Raw genomic sequence first — 24,368 nt, 5'->3', positions numbered from 1 at the left:
AGTGCCCCCCGTGACCACCAGCACCCTGACGACCGCCGACCAGGTGCGCCGCGTGTCGGTGCTCGTCGCGGAGGTGCTCTGCGTCTTCGGCACCCTGGTCGGCGTGGGGGTGCTCGGCACCCGTGTCGAGGAGTCGTCGGGCGGCGCGCTCGCCGCGACGGCCACCCTCATCGCCCCGGCCGGGCCCGCCTTCAGCATCTGGAGCGTCATCTACCTCGGGCTCTTCGCGTATGCCGTGTGGCAGTTCCCCGCTCGCAACGCGATGCGTGAGCGGGTGCGCAGCACGGGGTGGCTGGCCGCGGCCTCGATGCTGCTCAACGCGGCCTGGCTGCTCGTCACGCAGCAGGGCTGGATCTGGGTGAGCGTCATCGTCATCCTCGCTCTGGCGCTCGCGCTGGGGCTGCTCGTCGTCCGGCTGGGGGCCGAGCCGGCGAGGTCGCTGCTGGAGCGGGTCGTGCTCGACTGGACCTTCGGGCTCTACCTCGGCTGGGTCGCGGTCGCGTCCTGCGCCAACATCACGGCGGCCCTCGTCGACTCCGGCGTCGACCTCGGCAGCACCGGCTCGCAGGTCGCCGCCGTCGTGGTCATCGCCGTCGCGGCCGGCCTCGGCGTCCTCTTCGCGCAACGGCTGGGCGCGCGGTGGGCGATCGCCCTCGCGATGGCCTGGGGCCTGGCCTGGATCGCCGTGGGCCGACTCACCGACGAGCCGTCCTCGGCGGCGACCGGAGTCGCCGCAGCCCTTGCGGCCGTCGTCGTGCTGGCCGCCGTCTGGGCGGCTCGACGCACGGCGCCGGCCGTCGACGCCCCCACCCGGAGCACCGCCGCCGCGCGCTGATCCCTGCACGCCTCCCCGACCGTCGGGAACTGGGCACTCGACCTTCTCTCCCGTCGAGTGCCCACTTCCCGACGCCGCGGGGTCGCCGGAACAGCCCCACCCTCGACAGGAAGTGGGCACTCGACCTTCCGTCCAGTCGAGTGCCCACTTCCCGACAGCCCGGGTGGGTGGTCGTCAGCGGAGCGGGGCCAGCCGGACGGCCGCCGCCATCGCCGCGTAGCCGGCTGCGTTGGGGTGCAGGTGGTCACCCGGGTCGTAGATCGGCAGCATCCGCGAGGGGTTGCGCGGGTCGCGGATCACCTTGTCGAAGTCGATGACGCCGTCGAACTCGCCACTCGTGCGGATCCACGCGTTGACGGCTTGCCGGTCGGCCTCGCCCGCCTCGGAGTAGTAGCCCGCACCGCCGTAGGGCGTGAGCGTCGCCCCGAAGACCTTGATGCCGGCGTCGTGCGAGCGGCTGATGAACTGCCGGTAGACCGCGATCAGCTGCGCCGGGTCGAGCGCGCCCCTGGTCGTGCCGATGTCGTTGATGCCTTCGAGGAGGATGACGGAGCGCACACCGGTCTGCCCCAGGACGTCTCGCTCGAAGCGCGCGAGCACACTGGCGCCCGCACCGTCACGCAGCACCTGGTTGCCGCTGATGCCGGCGTTGAGCACACCCATCTTCGGCCCGCCCGAGTTGAGTCGGTCGGCGAGGAAGTCGGGGTAGCGGACGTTGGCGTCGACGAACGACGCCGAGCAGCATCCCTCGGTGATCGAGTCGCCGAAGGTGACGACCGCACCGGCAGAGCGCGTGTAGACGTCGACCCCGTCGAGGAAGTAGAAGGATGCGCCGACCGATGAGTAACCGGACCCTGCCGTGTCGTCCGTCAGGTCACCGGCCGCCGCGTAGGACGTCGACCAGCCCGAGCTGCGCCACGTCGCCGGCCCGGTGGCAACCGGCAGGAACGTGCTGATCACGAGGTCGGAGTCGTCGGCGACCGTCATGGCGATCGGGTCGGACACCATCTCGGCTCCGGGTGGGATGGTGACGCTCGAGTTGCCGTTGAAGGTGACCGGCGAGGGTGAGGACGCACTCGCGCCACCCTCTGCGCCCCGGAGCGCCACGGTGGTCGACCCGACGACGAGCGGCTGGGTGCCGAAGACGTTGGTCAGGCGCACGCGCACCCTGTCGCCCCCGACCGACAGGTGGGTCACCTGCCGCAGGGTCTGGTTGGCAAAACCGGTCGCCGAGGGGCCGGACGCGTTGGCCCGGTAGACCGCGGTCGCCCAGCTGCCCACCCAACCGGTCGAGACACCCGACGAGGACGCGAGCGGGCTGGGCGTCGGCGCGGGGGCCGAGGAGGCCGGGCCGAACCCGACCAGGCTCAGCGTGACGGCACTGGCCGCGACGGCGAGGAGGCGACCGGTGCGCCCTCTCGAGCGGTGTGGTGGCGGTGTGGTGGAGGTGGAGGTGAAGCGTGTGCTCAGCATCGGGACCTCACTGTCTCGGGGCCGCCTCCTTGCGACCGGAATCAGGCTAAAACGGTACGAAACACCCCAACAACGAGCTCGCGCCCGCCCGTCGCCCGCTGGTAGCGCTCGAGCGACGAGCGGTCACCCGGTGGCGCCGAACGGCTGCTTCGCCCGGGCGGGGGCTCCGTCGCGGACGCCGCCGGACGGCATACCTGCGGGGTGGTCGGGCCCCGTCAGGTATGCCGTGTGGCGCCGGACCGGGGGCACGTGAACGGCGGGGGCGGATCGTCCGTTTCGGGCGCCCGGCCACTAGGCTGCCCCGGGGGCCGCTCGAGCAGTGAGGTGATCCGTTCGTGGACGCTGACGTCGTCATCGTGGGTGCAGGTCTGGCGGGGCTGCGCTGCGCGCGGCGGCTGACCGAGCTCGGGCGCCACGTGATCGTGCTCGAGTCGGGTGACGCGGTCGGGGGCCGGGTGCGCACCGACGTCATCGACGGCTTCCGTTGCGACCGCGGCTTCCAGGTGCTCAACCCCGCCTACCCCGCGGTGCGCCGCTGGGTCGACGTCGGCGCGCTCGACCTCAAGCCCTTCGGCTCCGGGGTGCTGGTGCGGCGCCTCGACGGCCTCCAGGTCGTGGCCGACCCGGTGCGCGAGCCGCGGCTGCTCTCCCAGACGGTGCGCAGCGGCTACCTTCGCCCGCGCGAGCTCGTCGGGGTGACCCGCTGGACGGCACGCGCCATCGCCGACCCCAAAGCCATGATGCGCCAACCGGATTCGACGCTCGCCGAGTCGCTCGACGAGGCCGGCGTGACCGGACGGCTTCGTCAGGAGATCATCGACCCCTTCCTCGCCGGGGTGCTCGCCGACAGCCACGGCTCGTCGTCGGCCAACTTCACCAAGCTGCTCGTGCGGATGTTCGCCCTCGGCCGTCCGGCAGTGCCCGCGCGGGGCATGAAGGCACTGCCCGAGCAGCTGGCAGCACCGCTCGGCGACCGCGTGCGGCTCGGCCACCGCGTCGAGTCGATCACGCCGCGCGACGGCGGCGTCGACGTGCAGGTCGAGGATGCGCCGGTGCGCGCCCGGGCCGTGGTGGTCGCCACCGACCCGATCGGCGCGGCACGGCTCACCCCGATCCCCGAGCCCACGACCAGGGGACTGGTCACGTGGTGGTTCGAGGCGCCCGAGCCCCCCACCCACCTGCCGCTCATCGCCCTCGACGGCCGGCGCACCGAGCACGTGCCGGGGCCGGTGTGGAACACCACCGTGCTCACCGCCACCGCGCCGAGCTATGCACCGCCGGCGCGACACCTCGTCGAGGCGACCTGCCTGCTCGACCGGCCCGACGGTGACGCCTCCGAAGGTGAGGTGCTGCGCCACGTCGGCGAGATCTACGGCTGCGACACGGCCGGATGGCGCACCGTCACCCGGCACCGCGTCGACGCCGCACTGACGGCGATGGCGCCCCCGCTCGAGGTGCGCCGGGCCGTCACGATCGGCGACGGCGTCTTCGTCTGCGGCGACCACCGCGACACCGCCTCGATCCAGGGGGCCCTCGTCTCGGGGCAGCGCGCCGCCGAGGCCGTGAGCAGCCACCTCGCCTGACGAGGGGTCGGCGGGCCCGGTCGACGGGTCTCCGTCGAGTGGCCTCGTGGTCACTCCAGCCACATCACGGGTGGCGGGCGAGGCGGAGCGGCGCACTGGAGGGTGTGGGGGCGAAGTGGTGATGGGGCGTGCTCCCGGGTCGCCGCGCTCCGGACCGCGTCGCAGGCGGAATCTCAGAAAGTTCGGGCGAGCTGCATCCAGACGGACCCCCGCCGCGGAAGAAGGGGCAGACGGTCACCACGAGCCGTTGCTTCTTCACCGCAGAACCCCTCAGCAGCAACCCCATCGGCAACTCACAGCACGTGCCGCTCTGAAAGGACATCTCATGAAGACCCTTCGCATCGCCGCAGTCGCCTCCCTCGCCCTGGCCCCGGTGGCGCTCGCCGCCCCGGCCCACGCCGCGGACGCCACGGTGTCGATCCTGCACGCCGTCCCCGGCGCCACCGTCGACGTCTACGCCAACGGCAAGGAGCTGCTCACCGACTTCAAGCCCGGCACGCTGACCGACCCGCTGATGCTCCCCGAGGGCACCTACGACCTCAAGGTCACCGCAGCCGGCGCCGGTGCCGGCGGCGCGGCCGTCATCGAGGCCAACGACGTGCAGGTCCCCGGTGACGCCAACATCACCGTCGTGGCGCACCTCGACGAGGCCGGCAAGCCGATCCTGACGCCCTTCGTCAACGACACCTCGGCCATCGACGCGGGCAAGGCTCGCATCACCGTGCGCCACACCGCCGCGGCCCCGGCCGTCGACGTGCGCGCCAACGGCACCGTGGCCTTCAAGGACCTCACCAACCCCAACGAGGCCAAGGCTGACCTCGACGCCGGCACGATCAGCGCCGACGTCGTGCTCGCGGGCACCGACACCGTGGCCATCGGCCCGGCCGACGTCGACCTCAAGGAAGGCACCAACACGATCGTCTACGCGTGGGGCAGCGCGGCCGACCAGAACCTCGCCCTCGCGACGCAGGTCCTCACCGGCATGCACTCCGCCCCCGGTGGCGTCCCCGCCGGTGCGGGTGACGAGTCGTCGCAGGCCGCCCGTTGGGCCGCCATCGCCGGCGTGTCCGCCGTGGCCGGTGGCCTGGTGCTCGCCAGCCGTCGCCGCGCCGCCTCGGTGCGCTGACCAGCCGCGAGAGCGACTCCACGCACCACCGACGCCGAGCCCTCACCACTCGTAGACCACTCCGAGAGCACCGAGATGATGACCCGACACCGCACCCCCGCACCGGTCCCCCGCCGGCACGCGGCGACGGGTCGCCCCGGTGGAGCCAGGGGGGTGGCCGCAGCTCTGGCGGTCGCCCTCCTGGCGGGGCTCGTGACGTTCTGGGTGACCCGGCCCTCCGACGCCTTGTCGGGGGTGCCGGCTGCTGAGGCCATCGGTGCGTCGGCCGGTGCGGCTGGGGCGACCAGCCCCGCCGCGTCGACCGACGCACCACCGGCCCGGCGCGCCGACCAGCCCAAGGCGCGGCCGGCCACCCAGGCCGCGCCGACCACCCGCCCGGCACCCACCCGCTTCACCATCGAGCGTCTCGACATCGACATGCCGGTGCGCCCGGTAGGTGTGGCCCGCGGCGGCGAGATGGCACTGCCGCGCACGCCCGCCGAGGTCGGCTGGTACCAGTTCGGCCCCCGCCCCGGCGACCGCCGCGGCGCCACGGTCCTCGCGGCCCACCTCGACATGCCGGGCTATGGCGTCGGCCCGATCGCCGCCGTTGAGAAGCTCCGCCGGGGTGACACCCTCGTCGTGCGGTCAGGGGGCACGACGACGCGGTATGCCGTGTCCGACGTCCGTAGCGTCCGCAAGGCCCAGCTCGACCTCACGACACTCTTCGCTCGGGACGTCGCGCCGGTGCTCCACGTGGTCACCTGCGCAGGCGCCTTCGACCCCGAGACGAAGTCCTATGACCGCAATGTCGTCGTCACCGCTACCCCGGTGTCGTGAGGGCGTGGTTAGGGTGGGCACGTGCACGTGCATGATGACCCGGATGTCGAGGCCGCCGACCTCGCCGTCAGGCTGCGAGCGGGCGACCGAGAGGCGCTGGCCGAGATGTATCGCCGCTGGTCCCCACTCGTGCACACCATCGCCTTGCGCAGCCTCGGCACGCGCGAGGACGCCGAGGACGTCACCCAGCAGGTCTTTGTCGCGGCCTGGCGCGGCCGCCACACCGTTCGCCCCGACCTCGGCTCCCCGGCCGCGTGGCTCGTCGGCATCGCGAAGCACCGGGTGGCCGACGTGCGCACCGAGCGCTACCGGAGCCACCGCAACATGCACGCCGTCGCAGCCGAGGTGGTCACGAAACCCGTCAGCGTCGACGACTCCAACTGGGCCGAGCGACTGCTGCTCGTCCACGAGCTCGAGCGCATGGGCGATCCAAGAGCGACCGTGCTCCGAATGGCTTTTGTCGAGGACCGCACGCACCAGGAGATCGCGGAGGCCCTCGACCTCCCGCTCGGCACGATCAAGAGCCACGTGCGGCGAGGACTCCTCGCACTGAGAGACCGGATGAAGGAGGTGGAGCGTGTCTCATCCCACTGAGGACGAGCTCGTCGACGTCGCTGTCGGTTATGCCGCACGCGACGCGTCCATCTCTGCGCACATCGACACGTGTGACGCCTGTGCGGCCACGGTCGCCGACCTGCGCAGCGCCGTTGGCCTGGTTGCCGCCGGCCTGCCGGATGCCGCGTGGCAGGCCCCACCTGCCACCCTGTGGGGCCGCATCAGCGACCAGCTCGCTGCAGACGACCTGACCGGTGACGACCTCTCCGGTGACGACCTCGCTGGGGCGGCCGGCCCGTCCGGCCGGCAGGGCGGCGCCCCTGTCGCGTCGGCGTCTGGCGCCACACCTGGCGAGCCTGCGACCCACTCCGCCACCCCCTCCGTCCAGGAGTCCGTCGAGCAGCCCGCCACGCCGCATACCGCCGCCGTGCCAGCGTCGCCCACGGGCGACCCGTCTGCGTCACCCGCCCCGCCGCCGAGCGACGACGAGCTCGGCACCCGCAGGGCCCGCAACGCGGACCACAGCCGTCGGGGACGCGGTCGGGCGGTCGGCTGGGGAGCCGGCCTGGCCGCCGCGAGCCTCGCCATCGGTCTGCTGACCGGACGCGCCATCTGGCAGCCGGAGGCGCCGCCCGCGCCGGTCGCGCAGACGGCGCTGTCCACGCTCGACACCAAGCAGGACGAGGGTGAGGCATCGGTCGTGCGCACCGGCCAGGGTCTCGACCTCACCGTCGCGACGGCCACCCCGCTCGACGCCGGGGACGGCTACCTCGAGGTGTGGTTGCTCAACGCCGACGGCAAGCGGATGGTGTCGGTCGGTGTGCTCGCCCCAGGCGACCAGGGCACGTTCCCGATCAGCCAGTCCCTCATCGACGAGGGCTACGTCATCGTCGACATCTCCCGCGAGAGTTTCGACGACTCCCCCACCCACTCGGGCGACAGCCTGCTGCGGGGCACCCTGTCCGCCTGAACCGGCCGCCTGAACCGGCCGCCTGAACCGATTCAGTCCATGAGGTCGGTCATGGCGGCCGTGGCGCCACGCAGGTAGCGCTCGACGACCACTCGCTCGTCGTCGCTCAGCGTGGCGTCCAGCTCGGCCAGTGCCACGAACATCGGCCGCATGCGCGCGGTCACCTCTGCGCGACCACTGTCGGTGATGACGACCTCGGTGCGCCGACCGTCGCCGGGGTGCGAGCGTCGCTCGGCGTGACCGCGGCTGCACAGCCGGTCGACCACGCCCGACGACGCCGCCGACGTGACGCCCAGCACCTTCGCGAGGTCCACAGGTCCCATCGGGCCACGCATGAGGTGCCGCAGCGAGTGCAGCTCGGAGGTGCTGAGGCCCGCCTGCCGGGCCACGACTGCCGGCACGGCCTCGGCCACCTCGACGAGCTGTTGCAGCGCGGCGAGCGTCTCGGTGAGGCGCCAGTTGGGAACGCCGGTCGCGGCGCCCTGACGTGGGGCATCATCGCGACCACCGGCGTCGGTCGGTGGTTTGCGGTCGCCCTGATTCCTGATAATGTCACTCACCAACTTAGTAATCTTCTGAGTAACCAGATTACTCATCCTAGCGGAGGTACTCGTGCGATCGGTGACCGACAGGATCACACGCAAGTGGTGGGCCATTGCCATCGTCATCCTCGCCCTGGGCGGGGCGATGGGCATCGTCACCACGCTCGGAGAGGCAACGCGCGTCGCATCGGCGACCGACGCGCTGCCGATCGGCTCCGACAGCGCCGCAGCCGTGGAGCTGCGCGAGCAGCTGCCAGAGTCCGAGGGCTCCACGGCTGTCGTGCTCTTCAGCACCGACTCCGGACAGCTCTCGCCGAGTGACGTCACCGCCATCGAGGCCCGCCTCACCGAGGTGCCCGGCGCCGGTCGGGCGCCCGTGCAGCGCAGTGACGACGGCACCGCACTGCTCGCCGTCGTGCCGGTCGAGGCCAATGACGCCACCGCGATCGCCGAGGCCGTCAAGGAGATCCGCGCGACCGTCAAGGCCGACCTGCCCGACGGGGTGACGGCCCAGGTCACGGGTCCGGCTGCGGTGCAGGCCGACCTCGCCGCCGTCTTCGCGGGCGCCAACACCCGCCTGCTCATCGCCACGGCGTCGGTCGTCGCCCTGCTGCTCGTGCTCACCTATCGCAGCCCCATCCTCTGGATCTTCCCGCTCATCGTCGTCGGCGTCGCCGACCGGCTGGCGGCCGTGCTCGCGACCCACACGCTCGCCGCCTTCGACGTCGTCTGGGACGAGTCGACGATCGGCATCCTCTCGGTGCTCGTCTTCGGCGCCGGCACCGACTACGCCCTGCTGCTCATCTCGCGCTACCGCGACGAGCTGCGCCGGCACCACGACCGGCGTGAGGCCATGTCGCTGGCACTGCGGCGCACCGCCGAGGCGGTGCTCTCGAGCTCGGTCACCGTCGTCATCGGCCTGCTGACGCTGCTGCTCTCGCTCTTCCCGGCCACCCGGGGCCTCGGGCTCGCCTGCGCCGTCGGCATCGTCGTCGCGGCCTTCTTCGTGCTGCTCGTGCTGCCCGCCGTGCTCGTCATCTTCGACCGCTGGATCTTCTGGCCCCGCGTGCCGCGCGAGGGCGAGGCCGCCCTGGCCGACGGCCAGTCCCTGTGGCGCAAGGTCGGCGACCGCGTCGCCGCGCACCCCAAGCGGGTCATCAGCATCACCCTCGTCGTGCTCGCGGTCATGGCGGCCGGCATCGCCTTCATCGACACCGGCCTCAAGACCTCCGACCAGTTCCTCCAGAAGCCCGAGGCGATCTCGGCCAGCGAGCGCCTCGCCCAGTCCTTCCCCGCCGGCAGCGCCGACCCCGCCATCATCGTGACCACGGCCGACCCCGACGCCGTCACCGCGGCCGCGACCGGCGTCGACGGCATCGCGGGCGCGCGGCTGGTCAACGAGGGCAACGGCGTGGCCGAGGTCAACGCGGTCATCGAGGCCGCCCCCGGCTCCGACGAGGCCGCCGACACCGTGGTCGCCCTGCGTGCCGCACTGGTGCCGGTGCCCGAAAGCCATGTCGCCGGCACCGAGGCCGTCGCCCTCGACCAGGCCGAGGCCTCGACGCGCGACAGGCTCGTCATCTTCCCGCTCGTGCTCGCCTTGGTGATGCTTGCCCTCGTCGTGCTCCTTCGCTCGATCGTGGCTCCCGTCGTGCTCGTGTCGACCGTGGTCGCGACCTACTTCGCGAGCATCGGCGCCTCGTGGTGGATCTTCACGAAGGTCTTCGGTTTCACGGCGCTCGACGACGGGGCGCCACTCTTCGCGTTCGTCTTCCTCGTGGCCCTCGGCGTCGACTACAATATCTTCCTCGTCACGCGGGCACGCGAGGAGGCCCGGACCCACGGCTCGCGTGAGGGCATGCTGCGCGGCCTCGCGGCCACGGGAGGCGTCATTACGAGCGCGGGCATCCTGCTCGCGGCGGTCTTCGCCGTGCTCGGCGTGCTGCCGCTCGTCGTGCTCGCGCAGATCGGTGTCATCATCTGCATCGGCGTCCTGCTCGACACCCTCGTCGTGCGCACCCTGCTCGTGCCGGCCATCGCGGTCGTGCTCGGCGACCGTTTCTGGTGGCCGCGCAAGCCCTTCCCCGCGCCGGAGACCCCTCAGGCTCCCGCTCTCGAGGAGGCCGTGCCGGAGGTGTCGACCGGCGGGTCTCGCAGCAACCCTTGACAAACCCTGTGCATCATGGGGAAGATCAGGGAAACGCTGGACAAACCATGGACACCCGGGGCTGCGGAGACGAGGCCTCGGCGCACGACCGATCCACTCCCCCCGCCGAGGTAGCTCCCCCCCGTTGACCTCGGCACCTGTGGGCCACGCGCCGCCTCCCTGCGGCGCGTGGCCCACACTCCTGTGGTGGGCTGCCAGACCGGAACGTCAGCCGGTGATGCTCGGCAGCAACTGCTCCATCTGTGTGATCTCGGCCTGCTGCGCCGCGATGATCTCCTGCGCCAGGGCCTTCGTCTCGGCGCTCTTGCCCGCGGTGGTCGCCGTCGTGGCCATCGAGACCGCGCCCTCGTGGTGCTTGATCATCATCTCGAGCCACAGGCGGTCGAACTCAGCTCCGGAGGCCGAGGCGAGCTGCTCCATCTCCTCGTCGGTCATCATCCCCTCCATGGTGGCGCCGTCGCCGTGGTCCATGTCGGACATGTCGTGGCCGTCGGTGTCGGTGGGCACGGGTTGACCCCACTGCGCCAGCCAGCCGCTCATCGTCCTGATCTCGGGGTCCTGAGCAGCCTTGATCTCGGCAGCGAGGGCCTTGACCTGCGCGTTGCTCGCGCGCTCGGCCGCGAGGTCGGCCATCTCCACCGCCTGCTGGTGGTGCGGGATCATGTCGGTCGCAAACGAGACATCGGCCGCGTTGTGGTCTGCTGACGCGGCCGGCGCCGTCACGGACGGCGAGCCGGCGGCGCCAGGCATGTCGTCGTGGTCGGTGCCGGCATGGTCGGAGCTGCCGCATGCGGCGAGCGTGACGGCAGCGGCGACGCCGACGAGGGCACGGGTGGCGTGACGGAAGGTGCTCTTCATGGTGGTTTCCTGTCCTGGGTCGAAACGTGGGGGGTGGCCGCGCAGTGCCGGGCGACCTGTGAGAGGCGCACGGGCGCACGGGCATTCGCGTGCGCGCGGTGGCACCAGCTGCTGGTCCGCAGGTCTTGGGACGCCGCCGTCGCGGGTGCGACAGCCGCGGTCTCTGCGCGAGTGGTGGCGCGGGTGGTGGCGCCGCCGCAGGTGCGACAGCGCGCGGCCCTGTCACGTGCGCAGGATGCAGAGCTCCGAGAGGGACGGACTGGCGCGACCGGGCGGGAGGCTCAGCCACGACGTCTGCAGTCCGTGACGGTGACGACGGGCGCTCGACTGGGCTCGCGCGAACCACGCGCGGTCGCCGAGGCGATGCAGCAGCAGCAGGAGCGGCAGCACCGCCAGGCACACGGCCATCGAGCCATGACCGACCTCAGTGGAGGCGATGTCAGGCCCGCTGCCAACGGCAGCGGCCATCACCGGCTCCGGGGTCGCCACGCGATCGAGGTCGTGCGCAGCGGCTCCATGACCGGCGGAATGACCGCTGGTGACAGCCTCCGCCTGCATCGTGGCGACGCCGTCCTGAGCGATCGCGTCGTGAGCGACCGTGTCCTGAGCGACCGTGTCCTGAGCGACTGCGTGCTGCGAGACCGCGGAGTCGTGGTGGCCGAGCGTCGGGCCGTGGTGGCCGACGCCGAGGGAGTGCATGACGACCACTCCGATCGCCAGCGCCAGCGTGACCATGCCCAGCAGCCAGCGATGCACGCCGGCCAGTGGCGGGCGCGGGTCACCGGGCGTCGGGAGGGTCACGCCATCCACTCTAGGTCGCATCCCCGACGACGTCTCGTGCCGACCTGCTCAGTCCGCCGATCCGTCCGTGGCCTGCCTCGCCCGCGCCGCCCACCACTCCTCGCGGAGCAGCGCCCAGGCCGTGTCGTCGAGCCACGTGCCGTCCTTGCCGAGCGACGTGGCGCGGTGCGTGGCTTCGTGACGCATCCCGATGCTGCGCAGCACGCGGGCCGACGCGACGTTGTCGGCGTAGGCGTCTGCCGCGATCCGACGCAGCCCCAGATCCTGGAAGCCGATGACGAGCAGCTCGGCAGCCGCCTCCGTCGCCAGGCCACGGCCGTGCACGTCAGGGTGCAGGGCGTAGCCGAGGGTCCCCTCCCACTCCTCGGTCGGAGTGCGGGAGATGCTACGGCTCGGCTCCAGCCGCAGCATCACGTCGCCCACGACCCGCCCGGTGGCCCGGTCATCGAGTGCGAGCGCCAGCAGGGGACGCTCCGCCCCTGCCCGACCTCGCTCGATGCGCTCGGTGATCCGCGCCCCGACCTCGTCGCGACCCAAGACGTCGTGACTCAGGTGGACGACCACCTCAGGCAGGCTCCGATAGGCATGCACCGCCTCGACGTCCTCGAGGGTGAGCGGACGCAGCCGCAACCGAGCGGTCCGACGCGGCCACGCCAGACGGGTGAGGTCGGGCGCTGGCACTAGTGCCAGCCGGGCTCGTCGATGCCGCCGGGCACGTCGGCGTCAGGGTCGTAGGGCGTGCGGGTGAAGCGGAACGACGCGAGGTCGAGGTGCGAGGCGGTGCCGTCAGGGCGACGGACGAGGCGCAGCGGCTCGCCCGCGTAGTAGCCGTCCAGCCCCTCCCACTCGTCCTGGGCCACGGCGACGAAGCGTGAGCCGCGAGCCTGCCCGGGCTCACCGAGCACGAGGTGCTCCCCGACCACCCGAGCCACCGTCACCGCCGGACCCCAGTGCCACATGCCGACGATGTCGAGGGCCGCCGGATCACCACTCGCGTGCCAGGGCTCCGGCGTCCTCGGCTCCCGCTCGACAAGGGCAGCGAGCAGATCCGAGCCGACCGGCCCCATACCTGCGGTGGTGTTGGCGAAGACGACGACTCCGTCACCGGTCTCCACGTCGACCCGCAGCCCGGCGAGGAAGCCCGGCATCGAGCCGCCGTGACCGGCATACCTCCTGCCCGCGAGGTTCCACACCTGCCAACCGAGCCCGTGAGCGACCGTCCACGGCTGGCCCGGGTTGTCACCGACGGTGTGGGGCTCCAGCATCTCGGCGAGCGTGTCGGCATCGAGGACGTCGCCGGTGTCACCGCCCGCGAAGGCGGCCCAGTGCGCGAGGTCCTCGACCGTCGTCCACAGCTGACCAGCGGGTGCCATCGCGCCGGCGTCGTGCTCCGGCTCGCGCAGCAGCACGTCGGCAAAAGGATGCACGGCCAGTCCCTGGGCGGCCTTGCCGGAGGGCCGAGTCGTCGTGCGCGTCATCCCGAGCGGGGTGAGCAGCTCGCGCCCGATCACGTCGAACCAGTCGGTGCCGTGCGCCCGGGCGACGAGCTCCCCGAGGGCGGCGAAGCCGACGTTGGTGTAGTGGAAACGGCGCCCGGCGCGGAAGCGCTGACGCACGGGAGAGGTGGCCAGCTCGTCCCAGCTGAGGCCGGCGGTGCGCTCCCACCACGGGCCGTCCGTCTCGGCCTGCAGGCCCGCGCCGTGCGAGAGCAGCTGCGCGATCGTCACCTCGCCGAACGCCGTGCCCGGCACGTGCGCGTCGAAGCGGTCCGACAGGTCGAGCCGTCCGCGGTCGCGCAGCTGCATGACGGCGACGGCGACGAAGGTCTTGGTGATCGAGCCCATTCGATACTGCGTGTCGGCGTCAGCGGCGACGCCGCCGGCCCGGCCGTCGACCGTCCCGACGGCGTCACTCCACACCAGGCCCGCGCCACGCACGAGGCCAGCGGCCACCGAGGGCAGGCGGCTCTTGCGCTGCTCAGTCGCGAGCAGATGGTGCAGATGACGTGCGGTGGAGTCCTCGACGGGGGCTGCGGCGCTCACGCGCACCACCCTAGGACCGTCTCTCTGGCGTGGCGCAGAGCACCCCGGCAGGATGGGACGGCGACCCCATCATCACGACACTTCCGATATCTTGATGTCAAGATTTCTTCGGACCTCGAATGGAGCACCTGGTGACTGACTCGACGATCATCTACACGCACACCGACGAGGCGCCGGCACTCGCGACCGCCTCGCTGCTGCCGATCGTCTCGGCGTTCGCCCGACAGGCCGGCGTCGATGTCGAGACGCGCGACATCTCGCTCGCAGGCCGCATCCTCGCCAGCTTCCCCGACGCGCTCACACCCGAGCAGCGGGTCGACGACGCCCTCGCCGAGCTGGGCCAGCTGGCCAAGACGCCCGAGGCCAACATCATCAAGCTGCCCAACATCTCGGCCTCGATCCCGCAGCTCAAGGCCGCGATCACCGAGCTGCAGGCCGCCGGTTACGCGCTGCCCGACTACCCCGACAGCCCGACCACCGACGACGAGAAGGCTGCTCGTGCGGCCTACGACAAGGTCAAGGGCTCAGCCGTCAATCCCGTTCTGCGCGAAGGCAACTCCGACCGCCGCGCGCCGGCCTCCGTCAAGAGCTACGCGCGCAAGCACCCCCACTCGATGGGCGCCTGGAGCGCCGACAGCAAGACCAACGTCGCGACGATGGATGCCGACGACTTCTGCCACAACGAGACGTCGACCGTGATCGCGGGCGACACGACCCTGCGGGTCGAGCACGTCGCTGCCGACGGCACCACGACGGTGCTCAAGGAATCGATCCCGGTCCTCGCCGACGAGGTCATCGACGCCACCGTCATGCGCGTCGCGGCACTCCGTGCGTTCCTCACCGCCCAGGTCGAGCGCGCCAAGGAGGAGGGCGTGCTGCTCTCCGTCCACCTCAAGGCCACCATGATGAAGGTCTCCGACCCCATCATCTTCGGGCACGCCGTGCGCGCCTTCTTCCCCGACCTCTTCGAGACGTATGCCGCCGAGCTCGCCTCCGCGGGCGCGAGCCCCAACGACGGGCTGGGTGCCGTGCTCGGCGCCATCCAGTCGCTGCCGGCCGACCAGCGCGAGGCCATCGAGGCCGCCGTCAAGAAGGGCTTCGAGGACGGTCCCGCGATCGCCATGGTCGACTCCAGCAAGGGCATCACCAACCTGCACGTGCCGAGCGACGTCATCGTCGACGCCTCGATGCCGGCGATGATCCGCACGTCGGGGCACATGTGGAACGCCGACGGCGGTGAGCAGGACACGCTCGCCGTGCTGCCCGACAGCTCCTACGCCGGCATCTACCAGGTCGTCCTCGACGACTGCCGCGCCCACGGAGCCTACGACCCGGCGACGATGGGCTCGGTGTCCAACGTCGGCCTCATGGCCCAGGCCGCGGAGGAGTACGGCAGCCACGACAAGACCTTCGAGATCGCCGCCGACGGTGTCGTGCGTGTTGTCGACGGCTCCGGCGCGACGCTGCTCGAGCACGAGGTCTCGACCGGTGACATCTGGCGCGCCTGCCAGACCAAGGACGTGCCGATCCGCGACTGGGTCAAGCTCGCCGTCACCCGTGCCCGCGCGACGGGCACCCCGGCGATCTTCTGGCTCGACGAGGACCGCGCCCACGACGCAAACCTGATCGCGAAGGTCAAGGAGTACCTCGGTGACCACGACACCGACGGCCTGACCATCGAGATCATGAAGCCGACCGACGCGATCGCCTTCTCGCTGGACCGCATCCGCAAGGGCGAGGACACGATCTCGGTCACGGGCAACGTGCTGCGCGACTACCTCACCGACCTCTTCCCGATCCTCGAGCTCGGCACCTCGGCCAAGATGCTCTCGGTGGTGCCGCTCATCAACGGCGGTGGCCTCTTCGAGACCGGAGCGGGGGGCTCGGCCCCGAAGCACGTCCAGCAGCTCGTCCAAGAGAACTACCTGCGCTGGGACAGCCTCGGCGAGTTCCTCGCGATCGCCGTCAGCTTCGAGCACCTGTCGGAGGTGACCGGCAACGCCCGGGCCAAGATCCTCGGCGAGACCCTCGACCGTGCGACCGGCCGCCTGCTCGACGGGAACAAGGGCCCGGCCCGCAAGGTCGGACAGATCGACAACCGCGGCAGCCACGTGTGGCTCGCGCTCTTCTGGGCGCAGGAGCTGGCCAAGCAGACCGACGACGCCGAGCTGGCCGGGAAGTTCTCCGAGATCGCCCAGTCGCTCGCAGACAACGAGGCGACGATCTCGCAGGAGCTCGTCGACGCGCAGGGTCACTCGGTCGACATCGGCGGCTACTACCGTCCCGACGCCGACAAGGTGGCCGCGGTGATGCGGCCGTCGACGACCTTCAACGAGATCATCGCCACGCTCCCCTGACGCGTCGGGGCAGCGCCACGGTCGAAAGTGCCCACTCGACGTGTCATCGTCGAGTGCGCACTTTCCATCCGGCCCGGCTCAACGTCGAGTGGGCACTTTCCACCCGGCCCGGCTCAACGTCGAGTGGGCACTTTCCATCACAGCCGCTCCGACGTCAGGGAAGTGGGCACTCGACATGGCGCCGTGGTCCGGCGAGAGTCACCGGGCGGGGACGTCGAACCACCCGGCGAGATTGGCGGCCAGGGCGACGTCGCCGCGTGCCTTCAGCTTGCCGGTCATGAACATCATCACCGGGTTGCCGGTCTTGGTGATGAGCTTGATGAACTCCACTGGCGGCATCGTCAGCCCCAGGGTCGCGTCGCCGTCGTGACCCGGCACCACGGTGCACACCCCGTTGGCGACCCGCACGGTCCACTCGTCTGAGCTGCCGTCGGGCTTGCCCGTCAGCGTCCAGTGCGTCGTCGCCGTCGTGGCGCCGGCCCGCTCGGGGTGGAAGAGCTGCGGCATCCGGGTGAAGATCGAGGTGACGATGGGGCTGCGGTTGGGGCCGTCCATGAGCTCCCTGAGCTCCCGGTCCGGCATCGACTTCACCGCGTCGATGAAGTCGGCGGGGTCGATCGCCGCGAGCTCGTCGACCGTCGCGGTCCTGAAGTCGATCGCAGGCATCGGGGTCCTCTCAGGGGTCACATCGTTGTTACCGGAGAGTAAGCCACGGGGGCGTCACGAGTCGAGGAACCACCCCAGCACCATGCCGTCGGGGCGGCCCGGCTCGATGAAGTGCTCGGTGCCGAAGCTCGCGGCGAACATCTGCTCAGGCATCTGCAGCATGCCTTGAGCATCGGACTGGCTCGCGTGGGCCCGCAGCGCCTCGCGCTTGACCTCGAGGAAGTCGCTGACGTCGCAGGCCCAGTGCAGCTCGCTCTCGAGGCTGCCGAGTGGGTTGCCGTCGTCCATCGGCTGGCTGGGGTCCCACTCGCCGACGTCCATGCCAGCAGCCGTCGCCGCCTCGTGCCCGCGGATCATCGCGGTGCGGTTCATCGAGGACTCGAGGTAGCGCGGGGTGCCGGCCAGCTCTGCCGCCCGCTTGGTCACCGCGTGCACCTTGGCGTGGTCGGGGTGGCCGTAGCCCCCGTGCCAGTCGTAGCCGACGACGACGTCGGCCGCCTCCTGGCGCAGGATGCCGGCGACCCGCTGCGCGGCCTCCTCGGTGTCGGCTCGGACGAAGCTCGTCTCGTGGTCGTTCTGCGCCCAGCCGGTCATGCCGGAGTCGGCGTAACCGAGGAACTCGACCCGGTGGGTGCCGATCACCGCGTTGGACGCCGCTGCCTCGACGCGGCGCCGGTCGACGACCGTCTCGCCCTCGGCGAGGTCGTCGGGGGCGTCGCCGTGGTCGCCGTCCGTCGCGACGACGAGGACGACCCGGTGCCCCTCCTTGGCGGCGCGGGCCATCGACCCGGCCGTCTGCGATGCCTCGTCGTCGGGGTGGGCGTGCACGAACACCACAGTTGCCATGCCACGAGCCTCTCACCCCGCGCCGACAGCCCTGTCGCCCCCCGCGACCGAGCGAGCCCGGCAGCGTCCACGCGTGAGCTCAGACCAGCACCGTGTAGACGATGAATCCCTCGTTGCGCGCGACCGTGTCGTAGAGCCGCCGGGCAACGACATTGCCCTCGTGGGTCTGCCAGTAGACGCTGCCGCAGCCCTGGTCGCGCGCCCAGTCGCGCACGGCCTCGATGAGCGCGCGCGCCACGCCTCGGCCGCGCACCTCCGGGTCGGTGAAGAGATCCTCGAGGTAGCAGAGGTCGGCCTCGCTCGTGCTCGGGTGCACGAGGAAGTGCGTGATGCCCACGAGCCGACCATCCAGCCACGCACCGAGCGCGTGCAGCCTTGCGTCCGAAGCGAACTCGCGCCACGCCCTGTCGTATGCCGCTTGGTCGAGCTCGCGCTCGTAGAAGGCGATGTAGGCGCGGAAGAGCTCCTCCCACCGCGCGTGGTCGGCGGGCTCGAGTCGTCGGGTCTCGATCACACGCCGACGCTAGCGCCAACCGCACCTTCCCCGGGAGTGCCACCACCCGGCATACGCGATGGGTCACTCGGCCGGGACCACGCCCGCGGACGTGGGACGAAGCCGTCCGCCCAGGGGGTGCGCTCGAGCACGCCCCCGCGGGCGGATCGCCCTTTCGATCAGGGTTGGGCCGCGCGGGGGTCAGGCCTTCTTCGCCGTGGCCTTCTTGACGGTCGCCTTCTTCGCGGTCTTCTTCGCCGTCTTGGCCGTCTTCTTCACGGCGCGCTTGCGGGTCGTCGGGCCCTTGGCGCGCTTCTCGGCGAGCAGCTCGAAGCCGCGCTCGGGCGTGATCTCGGCGGGGTCGTCGTCCTTGCGCAGGGTCGCGTTGACCTCGCCGTCGGTGACGTAGGGCCCGAAGCGGCCGTCCTTGACGACGACGGGCTTGCCGCTGACCGGGTCGTCGCCCAGCTCCTTGAGCGGCGGCGTGGCCGCAGCCCGTCCCCGCTGCTTGGGCTGGGCATAGATCGCGAGCGCCTCGTCGAGGGTGATGTCGAAGAGCTGCTGCTCCGTGACGAGCGACCGGGAGTCGGTGCCCTTCTTGAGGTAGGGACCGTAGCGGCCGTTCTGCGCGGTGATCTCGACGCCCTCGGCGTCGCTGCCGACGACGCGGGGCAGGCTGAGCAGCTTGAGGGCAGCCTCGAGGTCGATCGTCGACAGCTCCATGTCCTTGAAGAGCGACGCGGTGCGGGGCTTGGCCTTGACCGGCTTCTTGCGGCCCTTGACCGGGGCCTCGTCGTCGGCCTCGGGCAGCACCTCGGTGACGTAGGGGCCGTAGCGTCCGGCGCGAGCCACGATGTCGTGGCCCGACACGGGGTCCTGGCCGAGCACCTTGCCGTCGTCGGCAGCCGCCTCGAGCAGCTCTCGCGCCCGGGCCGGGGTCATCTCGTCGGGGGCGATGTCGTCGGTGATCGTGGCCCGGCGCGGCGTCGCCGGCACCTCGGCGCCGTCGGCCACCTCACCCGTCTCGAGGTTGATGCCCGCGGGCACGACCTCCTCGACATAGGGGCCGTAGCGACCGACGCGCACGACCATGCCGTCGCCGAGCGGGATCGTGCTGATCTCGCGGGCGTCGATGTCGCCGAGGTCGTCGACGAGGTGGCGCAGGCCGGCCGCCGACGTCGCCTCCTCGCCGAAGTAGAAGCGCTTCAGCCACTCGACTCGCCCCTCCTCGCCGTTGGCGATGCGGTCGAGGTCCTCCTCCATCGAGGCGGTGAACTCGTAGTCGACGAGGTTGCCGAAGTGCTCCTCGAGCAGGCGCGTGACAGCGAAGGCCAGCCACGTCGGCACGAGCGCCTGACCCTTGGTGAAGACGTAGCCGCGGTCCTGGATCGTGCCGATCGTCGCGGCATACGTCGAGGGTCGTCCGATGCCGCGCTCCTCCATCGCCTTGACGAGGGTGGCCTCGGTGTAGCGGGCGGGCGGGCTCGTCTCGTGGCCGTCGGCCTCGGCGCGAACGACCTCGAGCGCCACGCCGGTGCTCAGCTTGGGCAGGCGGCGCTCCTCGGCGGCGGCGTCGGCGCGGGCTGCGGCGTCGTCGTCGCGGCCCTCCTCGTAGGCGGCGAGGAAGCCCTTGAAGGTGATGACGGTGCCGCTCGCGCTGAACTCAACGCTCTGCGCGCCCTCGACCGCGGTGTCGACGGCGAGCTTGACGGTGGCCGTCGAGCCGCGCGCGTCGGCCATCTGCGAGGCGACGGTGCGCTTCCAGATGAGCTCGTAGAGCGCGAACTCCTCGCCGCGCAGCTCACCGGCGACTTGCGCCGGCGAGCGGAAGCGGTCACCCGCAGGGCGGATGGCCTCGTGGGCCTCCTGCGCGTTCTTGACCTTCTTCTCGTAGCGCCGCGGGCTGTCGGGCACGTACTCGGCGCCGTACATGTCGCGGGCCTGGCTGCGGGCGGCGGTCATCGCGGCGTCCGACAGCGTCGTGCTGTCGGTGCGCATGTAGGTGATGTAGCCGTTCTCGTAGAGGCGCTGGGCCACCCGCATGGCGTTCTTCGACGACAGGCGCAGCTTGCGCGAGGCCTCCTGCTGGAGGGTCGAGGTCGTGAAGGGCGCCGAGGGGCGGCGCGTGTAGGGCTTCTCCTGCACGTCCGTGACGCGTGCGCGCAGAGGCAGGCAGGCCTCGGCGATACGGGTCGCGAGCGCCTCGTCGAGGTGCACGACGTTCTTGCCGGCGGCTGACACGAGCCGGCCGTCGTCGGCGAAGTCGCGGCCGGTGGCGACGCGGGCGCCGTCGACGGCGGAGAGCCGCGCGGTGAACTGCTGCGCAGCGCCGTCGGGCGTGAAGTCGCCCTCCACGTCCCAGTAGGACGCCCGGACGAAGGCCATCCGCTCGCGCTCGCGCTCGACGACCATGCGGGTCGCGACCGACTGCACGCGTCCGGCCGAGAGGCCCTGGCGGACCTTGCGCCAGAGGACCGGGCTGACCTCGTAGCCGTAGAGGCGGTCGAGGATGCGGCGGGTCTCCTGCGCGTCGACCATCGCGGTGTCGATCTCGCGGGTGTCGTTGACGGCGCGCTGGATCGCCTCGCGGGTGATCTCGTGGAACACCATCCGCTTGACCGGGACGCGCGGCTGGAGCGCCTCGAGCAGGTGCCACGCGATGGCCTCGCCCTCGCGGTCCTCATCGGTGGCGAGGTAGAGCTCGCTGGCGTCCTTGAGCAGGCGCTTGAGGTCGGCGACCTTCTTCTTCTTGTCGGGGTCGACGACGTAGTAGGGGTCGAAGCCGTTGTCGACGTCCACGGCGAACTTGCCGTAGGGCCCCTTCTTCATGTCGGCGGGCAGCTCCGACGGGTTGGGCAGGTCGCGGATGTGTCCGACCGACGCCTCGACCTCGAAGTCGCCTCCGAGATATCCCGCGATCGTCTTCGCCTTGGCGGGCGACTCGACGATGACGAGCTTGCGGCCCTTTCCTGCAGCCATGAGGTGCACCTTCGACTTCCTGGTCTCACGTGCAGCGGATTCGTCGCTGCATCGGCGTGGACGCGGCTCGACCGTAACAGCAGGTGTCAAGAGCGCTCGCATCGCATTCACACCTCGGCGGTATGCCGGGTGGCCGGGTCGCGGGGTGCTCGATCCTCAGGCGGTGGGCCAGACGATGAGCGTGCGCCACGTCGCCGGGTCGGGCTCGTCGCCCGGGTCGGTGAGGTAGCTCTCCCACATCAGCGGCCCTGGCGCGAGCCCCAAGCGCGGCCATCCAAGCCTCGATCTCGGCGTAGGTGCCGACCATCGTGTCGTAGGGGCCGACATGGACGGCCTCGACGACCCGGCCCCCCGGCAGGGTGCTCGCGACGACGCCCTGGGCGTCCTCGATGGGGCTCGCCACGGGGAAGCCGGCCTCCACGTCGACGGTCTCGCCGGGCGGGCCGTGGTAGGCGCCGAACGGGGGGCCGACGGGGACGGCCCGCTGGGCACGGACGGCGTGCAGGGCAGCCTCGAAGGCCCGCCCGAAGAAGCTCGTCAGCTCGGCCATCGGCACCTTCTCGCGCACGACGGCGGTGTGCTGCTCGGGCACGTCGACAATCCGGATCTCGGTCATGCCTCCACGCTCACACGCCCCGCCGCCTGCGGGACAGGGCCGAAGGGCCCGCCTCGAGCGCCTCTCGCCGAGATACTGGGGCGTCGTCCGACATCGTGATAGTTTAGACTTCAACAACTTGTGGAAGGACCCACGATGCCCACCCCCGTGCTCTACCTCAGCCACGGCGCCCCGCCCCTCGCCGACGACGAGCGCTGGACGGCCGAGCTCGCCGCCTGGTCCGACGACCTGCCCAAGCCCGACAACGTGCTCATCGTCTCGGCCCACTGGGAGGACGCCCCGACGACGCTCGGCAGCACGACCGGCGCGCCCCTGACCTACGACTTCTGGGGCTTCCCGCAGCGCTACTACGAGGTCACCTACGACGCCCCGGCCGCGCCCGGCCTCGCCGACGAGGTGACCAAGCTTCTCACCGCCCCGGGCCAGACCTCCTCGTCGGCCGTGCACCGCGACGAGTCCCGCGGCCTCGACCACGGCGCCTACGTGCCGCTCAAGGAGATGTTCCCCGACGCCGACGTGCCCGTGCTCCAGATGTCGATGCCGACGCTCGACCCGCGCGGCCTCTTCGAGATCGGCCGGCGGCTCGCACCGCTGCGCGAGCAGGGCACCCTGATCGTCGGCTCGGGCTTCACGACCCACAACCTGCGCTGGTTCAACCCGGCCGCGGGACCCGAGGGCACGCCGCCCCCGGCCAGCGCCGAGTTCGACCACTGGGCGCAGGAGGCGATGAAGGCACAGGACGTCGACAGCCTGCTCGACTTCCTCGACAAAGCGCCTGCCGCGCACGAGGCCCACCCGCGCACCGAGCACTTCGCGCCGCTCTTCGTCACGCTCGGCGCCGCCTACGAGTCCGGCGGCCTCGACAACGAGAGCGTCATCGACGGCTTCTGGTTCGGCCTGTCGAAGCGCTCCTGGCAGTTCTCCTGAGGGTCTCCTGAGGGTCTCCTGAGAGCCGGCCGCGCGGCATACCGGCGGCACCGTGACGGGAACTCGCCGGTAACCCCCACCGTTCTCATCGTGTGGGGCGCCACACCCGCGACCGCGACTCGGAACCTCCCCTGACTCCGGGCCGCGGTCGCCCTTCAGGGAGTCCCCGGGGCTGGCCCCTGACACCAGCCCCGGGGTCGTCCTGACGCTCGTGGGGTCGAACCCTGACTCGACCCTGAGTCGACCCCGGAACCTCTGCGGAACCGTGCGAATGCCCGTGCCGTCCCACGCGCGCGGCCCGTAGAGTGGCCGTGACGCCAGCGGGGCCCGTATGCCGCTGTGCGAGCGAGGACTTCGGTCGCGTCGCCGACGTGGCCGGCACAGAGGGAAGGACCCCGTTCGAGATGACCGACCAGCCAGCCGCCCAGGCCGCACCGGCAGCCGCCGCCGCCCAGGTGCAGCCGCTCGCGCCGCCGACCGCCGACGCCTTCATCCTCACCGCCCCGGCCCCGTCGGCACCCGTCGCCGAGACCGCTGCCCCCAAGATGGCCCCGGCGGTGCCCGAGGCCGCGCTGCCCGGGCTCGACGCCAAGGTCGACACCTACCTCGACTCGCTGCTCCAGGCCGCCTCGCGCTCCCCCGAGTGGGAGGCCAAGGCGACCGACGTGCGCATGATGGGCAACGACGAGGTGAAGTTCGCGGCCGAGAGCAGCAACCGCATGCTCCAGATGCCGGTCAAGGCGCTCAACGAGGGCGGCCTGTCGGGCAACTCCAAGGTCGGCAAGACGCTGCTCGACCTGCGTCGCACCGTCGAGGACCTCGACCCCGGCCAGGCCGCGGGCGCCAAGAAGTTCCTCGGCATGATCCCCTTCGGCGACAAGGTCACCGACTACTTCCGCAAGTACCAGTCGGCCCAGAGCCACCTCAACGGCATCCTCCACTCGCTCCAGTCCGGCCAGGACGAGCTCGTCAAGGACAACGTCGCCCTCAACCTCGAGAAGAAGACCCTCTGGGAGTCGATGGGCCGCCTCAACCAGTACGTCTACGTCGCCGAGCGGCTCGACGCCAAGCTCGCCGCGCAGGTCGCGACGCTCGAGGCGACCGATCCCGAGAAGGCCAAGGCGCTGCGCGAGGACGTCCTCTTCTACGTGCGCCAGAAGCACCAGGACCTGCTGACCCAACTCGCGGTGTCGATCCAGAACTATCTCGCGATCGACATCATCATCAAGAACAACATCGAGCTCATCAAGGGCGTCGACCGCGCCACGACGACGACCGTGTCGGCGCTGCGCACTGCGGTCATCGTCGCGCAGGCCCTCAACAACCAGCAGCTCGTGCTCGACCAGATCACGGCGCTCAACACGACGACCTCGGGCATCATCGAGCGCACGTCGGAGGCCCTCAAGCAGAACTCCGCGCGCATCCAGGAGCAGTCTGCGAGCGCGACGCTCTCGATCGAGTCGCTGCAGAAGGCCTTCGCCAACATCTACGAGACGATGGACACCATCGACCAGTTCAAGGTGCGCGCGCTCGACAACATGGCGGCGACGATCGGCACCCTCGAGACCGAGGTCGCCAAGTCGCGCACCTACCTCGACCGCGTCGCCACGCAGGACGCGCGCCGCGCCGACAACGTCGCACCCGGGCTGCTCGACCTCGGCACCGGTCGGTGAGGGGGCGGGTCGCCGGCACGGCGGCCGCTCGGCGAAGATG

At 71.3% G+C, this 24,368-nt stretch carries 21 protein-coding genes; 10 read left to right on the top strand and 11 right to left on the bottom strand.

Annotated elements, in window-relative coordinates:
* The first annotated feature begins 10 nt into the window (after positions 1-10).
* Positions 11-835 (top strand): tryptophan-rich sensory protein, encoded by an 825-nt coding sequence (locus LG278_RS04670; RefSeq protein WP_404391423.1) that lies wholly within the window; start codon positions 11-13, stop codon positions 833-835.
* A gap of 174 nt (positions 836-1,009) precedes the next feature.
* On the opposite strand, the gene LG278_RS04665 is transcribed toward LG278_RS04670, so the two are convergent.
* On the bottom strand, positions 1,010-2,308 hold the full coding sequence (locus LG278_RS04665) for an SGNH/GDSL hydrolase family protein (RefSeq protein ID WP_404391421.1): 1,299 nt from the start codon (positions 2,306-2,308) through the stop codon (positions 1,010-1,012).
* A 335-nt stretch (positions 2,309-2,643) separates the two neighbouring features.
* Between LG278_RS04665 and LG278_RS04660 the strand changes: the two genes are divergently transcribed.
* The 5 genes from LG278_RS04660 to LG278_RS04640 all read left to right on the top strand — a co-directional run bounded on the left by LG278_RS04660 (position 2,644) and on the right by LG278_RS04640 (position 7,361).
* On the top strand, positions 2,644-3,891 hold the full coding sequence (locus tag LG278_RS04660) for an NAD(P)/FAD-dependent oxidoreductase (RefSeq protein WP_404391419.1): 1,248 nt from the start codon (positions 2,644-2,646) through the stop codon (positions 3,889-3,891).
* A gap of 325 nt (positions 3,892-4,216) precedes the next feature.
* Positions 4,217-5,017 (top strand): DUF4397 domain-containing protein, encoded by an 801-nt coding sequence (locus LG278_RS04655; RefSeq protein WP_404391417.1) that lies wholly within the window; start codon positions 4,217-4,219, stop codon positions 5,015-5,017.
* A 153-nt stretch (positions 5,018-5,170) separates the two neighbouring features.
* Positions 5,171-5,836, top strand: a complete 666-nt coding sequence (locus LG278_RS04650; protein ID WP_404391415.1) for a class F sortase — start codon at positions 5,171-5,173, stop codon at positions 5,834-5,836.
* A gap of 21 nt (positions 5,837-5,857) precedes the next feature.
* Positions 5,858-6,430 (top strand): RNA polymerase sigma factor, encoded by a 573-nt coding sequence (locus LG278_RS04645; protein ID WP_404391413.1) that lies wholly within the window; start codon positions 5,858-5,860, stop codon positions 6,428-6,430.
* Positions 6,414-7,361: an anti-sigma factor gene (locus LG278_RS04640; RefSeq protein WP_404391411.1), complete on the top strand. Its 948-nt coding sequence runs from the start codon at positions 6,414-6,416 to the stop codon at positions 7,359-7,361. The genes LG278_RS04645 and LG278_RS04640 overlap by 17 nt, the downstream gene beginning before the upstream one ends.
* Positions 7,362-7,393: 32 nt before the next feature.
* Here LG278_RS04640 and LG278_RS04635 read toward each other — a convergent pair whose 3' ends face one another.
* On the bottom strand, positions 7,394-7,921 hold the full coding sequence (locus LG278_RS04635) for a MarR family winged helix-turn-helix transcriptional regulator (RefSeq protein ID WP_404391409.1): 528 nt from the start codon (positions 7,919-7,921) through the stop codon (positions 7,394-7,396).
* A gap of 61 nt (positions 7,922-7,982) precedes the next feature.
* Between LG278_RS04635 and LG278_RS04630 the strand changes: the two genes are divergently transcribed.
* The gene (locus tag LG278_RS04630) at positions 7,983-10,070 is read left to right on the top strand and encodes an MMPL family transporter (RefSeq protein WP_404391407.1); all 2,088 of its coding nucleotides are present in this window, start codon (positions 7,983-7,985) and stop codon (positions 10,068-10,070) included.
* A 207-nt stretch (positions 10,071-10,277) separates the two neighbouring features.
* Here LG278_RS04630 and LG278_RS04625 read toward each other — a convergent pair whose 3' ends face one another.
* The 4 genes from LG278_RS04625 to LG278_RS04610 form a co-directional block, all read right to left on the bottom strand.
* Entirely contained in the window at positions 10,278-10,928 is a 651-nt protein-coding gene (locus tag LG278_RS04625) for a DUF305 domain-containing protein (protein WP_404391405.1), read from the bottom strand.
* A gap of 222 nt (positions 10,929-11,150) precedes the next feature.
* Entirely contained in the window at positions 11,151-11,729 is a 579-nt protein-coding gene (locus LG278_RS04620) for a hypothetical protein (protein WP_404391403.1), read from the bottom strand.
* 48 nt (positions 11,730-11,777) lie between these two features.
* Entirely contained in the window at positions 11,778-12,320 is a 543-nt protein-coding gene (locus tag LG278_RS04615) for a GNAT family N-acetyltransferase (protein WP_404393530.1), read from the bottom strand.
* Positions 12,321-12,409: 89 nt separating this feature from the next.
* Positions 12,410-13,771: a serine hydrolase domain-containing protein gene (locus tag LG278_RS04610; protein WP_404391401.1), complete on the bottom strand. Its 1,362-nt coding sequence runs from the start codon at positions 13,769-13,771 to the stop codon at positions 12,410-12,412.
* A 131-nt stretch (positions 13,772-13,902) separates the two neighbouring features.
* On the opposite strand from LG278_RS04610, the gene LG278_RS04605 reads away from it, so the two are divergent.
* Positions 13,903-16,128 carry an NADP-dependent isocitrate dehydrogenase gene (locus LG278_RS04605; protein ID WP_404391399.1) on the top strand — a complete coding sequence of 742 codons (2,226 nt, stop codon included), beginning with the start codon at positions 13,903-13,905 and terminating at the stop codon, positions 16,126-16,128.
* 198 nt (positions 16,129-16,326) lie between these two features.
* On the opposite strand, the gene LG278_RS04600 is transcribed toward LG278_RS04605, so the two are convergent.
* The 5 genes from LG278_RS04600 to LG278_RS04580 form a co-directional block, all read right to left on the bottom strand.
* Positions 16,327-16,794 (bottom strand): SCP2 sterol-binding domain-containing protein, encoded by a 468-nt coding sequence (locus tag LG278_RS04600; RefSeq protein WP_404391397.1) that lies wholly within the window; start codon positions 16,792-16,794, stop codon positions 16,327-16,329.
* Positions 16,795-16,848: 54 nt separating this feature from the next.
* Positions 16,849-17,640 (bottom strand): PIG-L deacetylase family protein, encoded by a 792-nt coding sequence (locus LG278_RS04595; RefSeq protein WP_404391395.1) that lies wholly within the window; start codon positions 17,638-17,640, stop codon positions 16,849-16,851.
* 79 nt (positions 17,641-17,719) lie between these two features.
* The gene (locus tag LG278_RS04590) at positions 17,720-18,154 is read right to left on the bottom strand and encodes a GNAT family N-acetyltransferase (RefSeq protein ID WP_404391393.1); all 435 of its coding nucleotides are present in this window, start codon (positions 18,152-18,154) and stop codon (positions 17,720-17,722) included.
* Positions 18,155-18,334: 180 nt separating this feature from the next.
* Complete coding sequence (gene topA / locus LG278_RS04585) at positions 18,335-21,112, bottom strand: type I DNA topoisomerase (protein ID WP_404391391.1); 2,778 nt, start codon at positions 21,110-21,112, stop codon at positions 18,335-18,337.
* 25 nt (positions 21,113-21,137) lie between these two features.
* On the bottom strand, positions 21,138-21,728 hold the full coding sequence (locus LG278_RS04580) for a GyrI-like domain-containing protein (protein WP_404391389.1): 591 nt from the start codon (positions 21,726-21,728) through the stop codon (positions 21,138-21,140).
* A 135-nt stretch (positions 21,729-21,863) separates the two neighbouring features.
* Between LG278_RS04580 and LG278_RS04575 the strand changes: the two genes are divergently transcribed.
* Both LG278_RS04575 and LG278_RS04570 read left to right on the top strand, forming a co-directional pair.
* Positions 21,864-22,655: a dioxygenase gene (locus tag LG278_RS04575; RefSeq protein ID WP_404391387.1), complete on the top strand. Its 792-nt coding sequence runs from the start codon at positions 21,864-21,866 to the stop codon at positions 22,653-22,655.
* Between the two features lie 404 nt (positions 22,656-23,059).
* Positions 23,060-24,328: a toxic anion resistance protein gene (locus LG278_RS04570; RefSeq protein WP_404391385.1), complete on the top strand. Its 1,269-nt coding sequence runs from the start codon at positions 23,060-23,062 to the stop codon at positions 24,326-24,328.
* Positions 24,329-24,368 lie beyond the last annotated feature (40 nt).

Origin of the sequence: Humibacillus xanthopallidus (assembly GCF_044793955.1) — a bacterium.
In the GTDB taxonomy this organism is placed as follows: Bacteria; Actinomycetota; Actinomycetes; order Actinomycetales; family Dermatophilaceae; genus Humibacillus; species Humibacillus xanthopallidus_C.
This window is presented reverse-complemented; position numbering and strand designations above follow the sequence as displayed.

What these genes read in the sequence shown, in the direction of transcription:
- LG278_RS04665 (WP_404391421.1), bottom strand. Translation starts at nt 2,308, where the DNA reads ATGCTGAGCACACGCTTCACCTCCACCTCCACCACACCGCCACCACAC.
- LG278_RS04625 (WP_404391405.1), bottom strand. Translation starts at nt 10,928, where the DNA reads ATGAAGAGCACCTTCCGTCACGCCACCCGTGCCCTCGTCGGCGTCGCC.
- LG278_RS04580 (WP_404391389.1), bottom strand. Translation starts at nt 21,728, where the DNA reads ATGACCGAGATCCGGATTGTCGACGTGCCCGAGCAGCACACCGCCGTC.
- LG278_RS04655 (WP_404391417.1), top strand. Translation starts at nt 4,217, where the DNA reads ATGAAGACCCTTCGCATCGCCGCAGTCGCCTCCCTCGCCCTGGCCCCG.
- LG278_RS04575 (WP_404391387.1), top strand. Translation starts at nt 21,864, where the DNA reads ATGCCCACCCCCGTGCTCTACCTCAGCCACGGCGCCCCGCCCCTCGCC.
- topA (WP_404391391.1), bottom strand. Translation starts at nt 21,112, where the DNA reads ATGGCTGCAGGAAAGGGCCGCAAGCTCGTCATCGTCGAGTCGCCCGCC.
- LG278_RS04600 (WP_404391397.1), bottom strand. Translation starts at nt 16,794, where the DNA reads ATGCCTGCGATCGACTTCAGGACCGCGACGGTCGACGAGCTCGCGGCG.
- LG278_RS04570 (WP_404391385.1), top strand. Translation starts at nt 23,060, where the DNA reads ATGACCGACCAGCCAGCCGCCCAGGCCGCACCGGCAGCCGCCGCCGCC.
- LG278_RS04595 (WP_404391395.1), bottom strand. Translation starts at nt 17,640, where the DNA reads ATGGCAACTGTGGTGTTCGTGCACGCCCACCCCGACGACGAGGCATCG.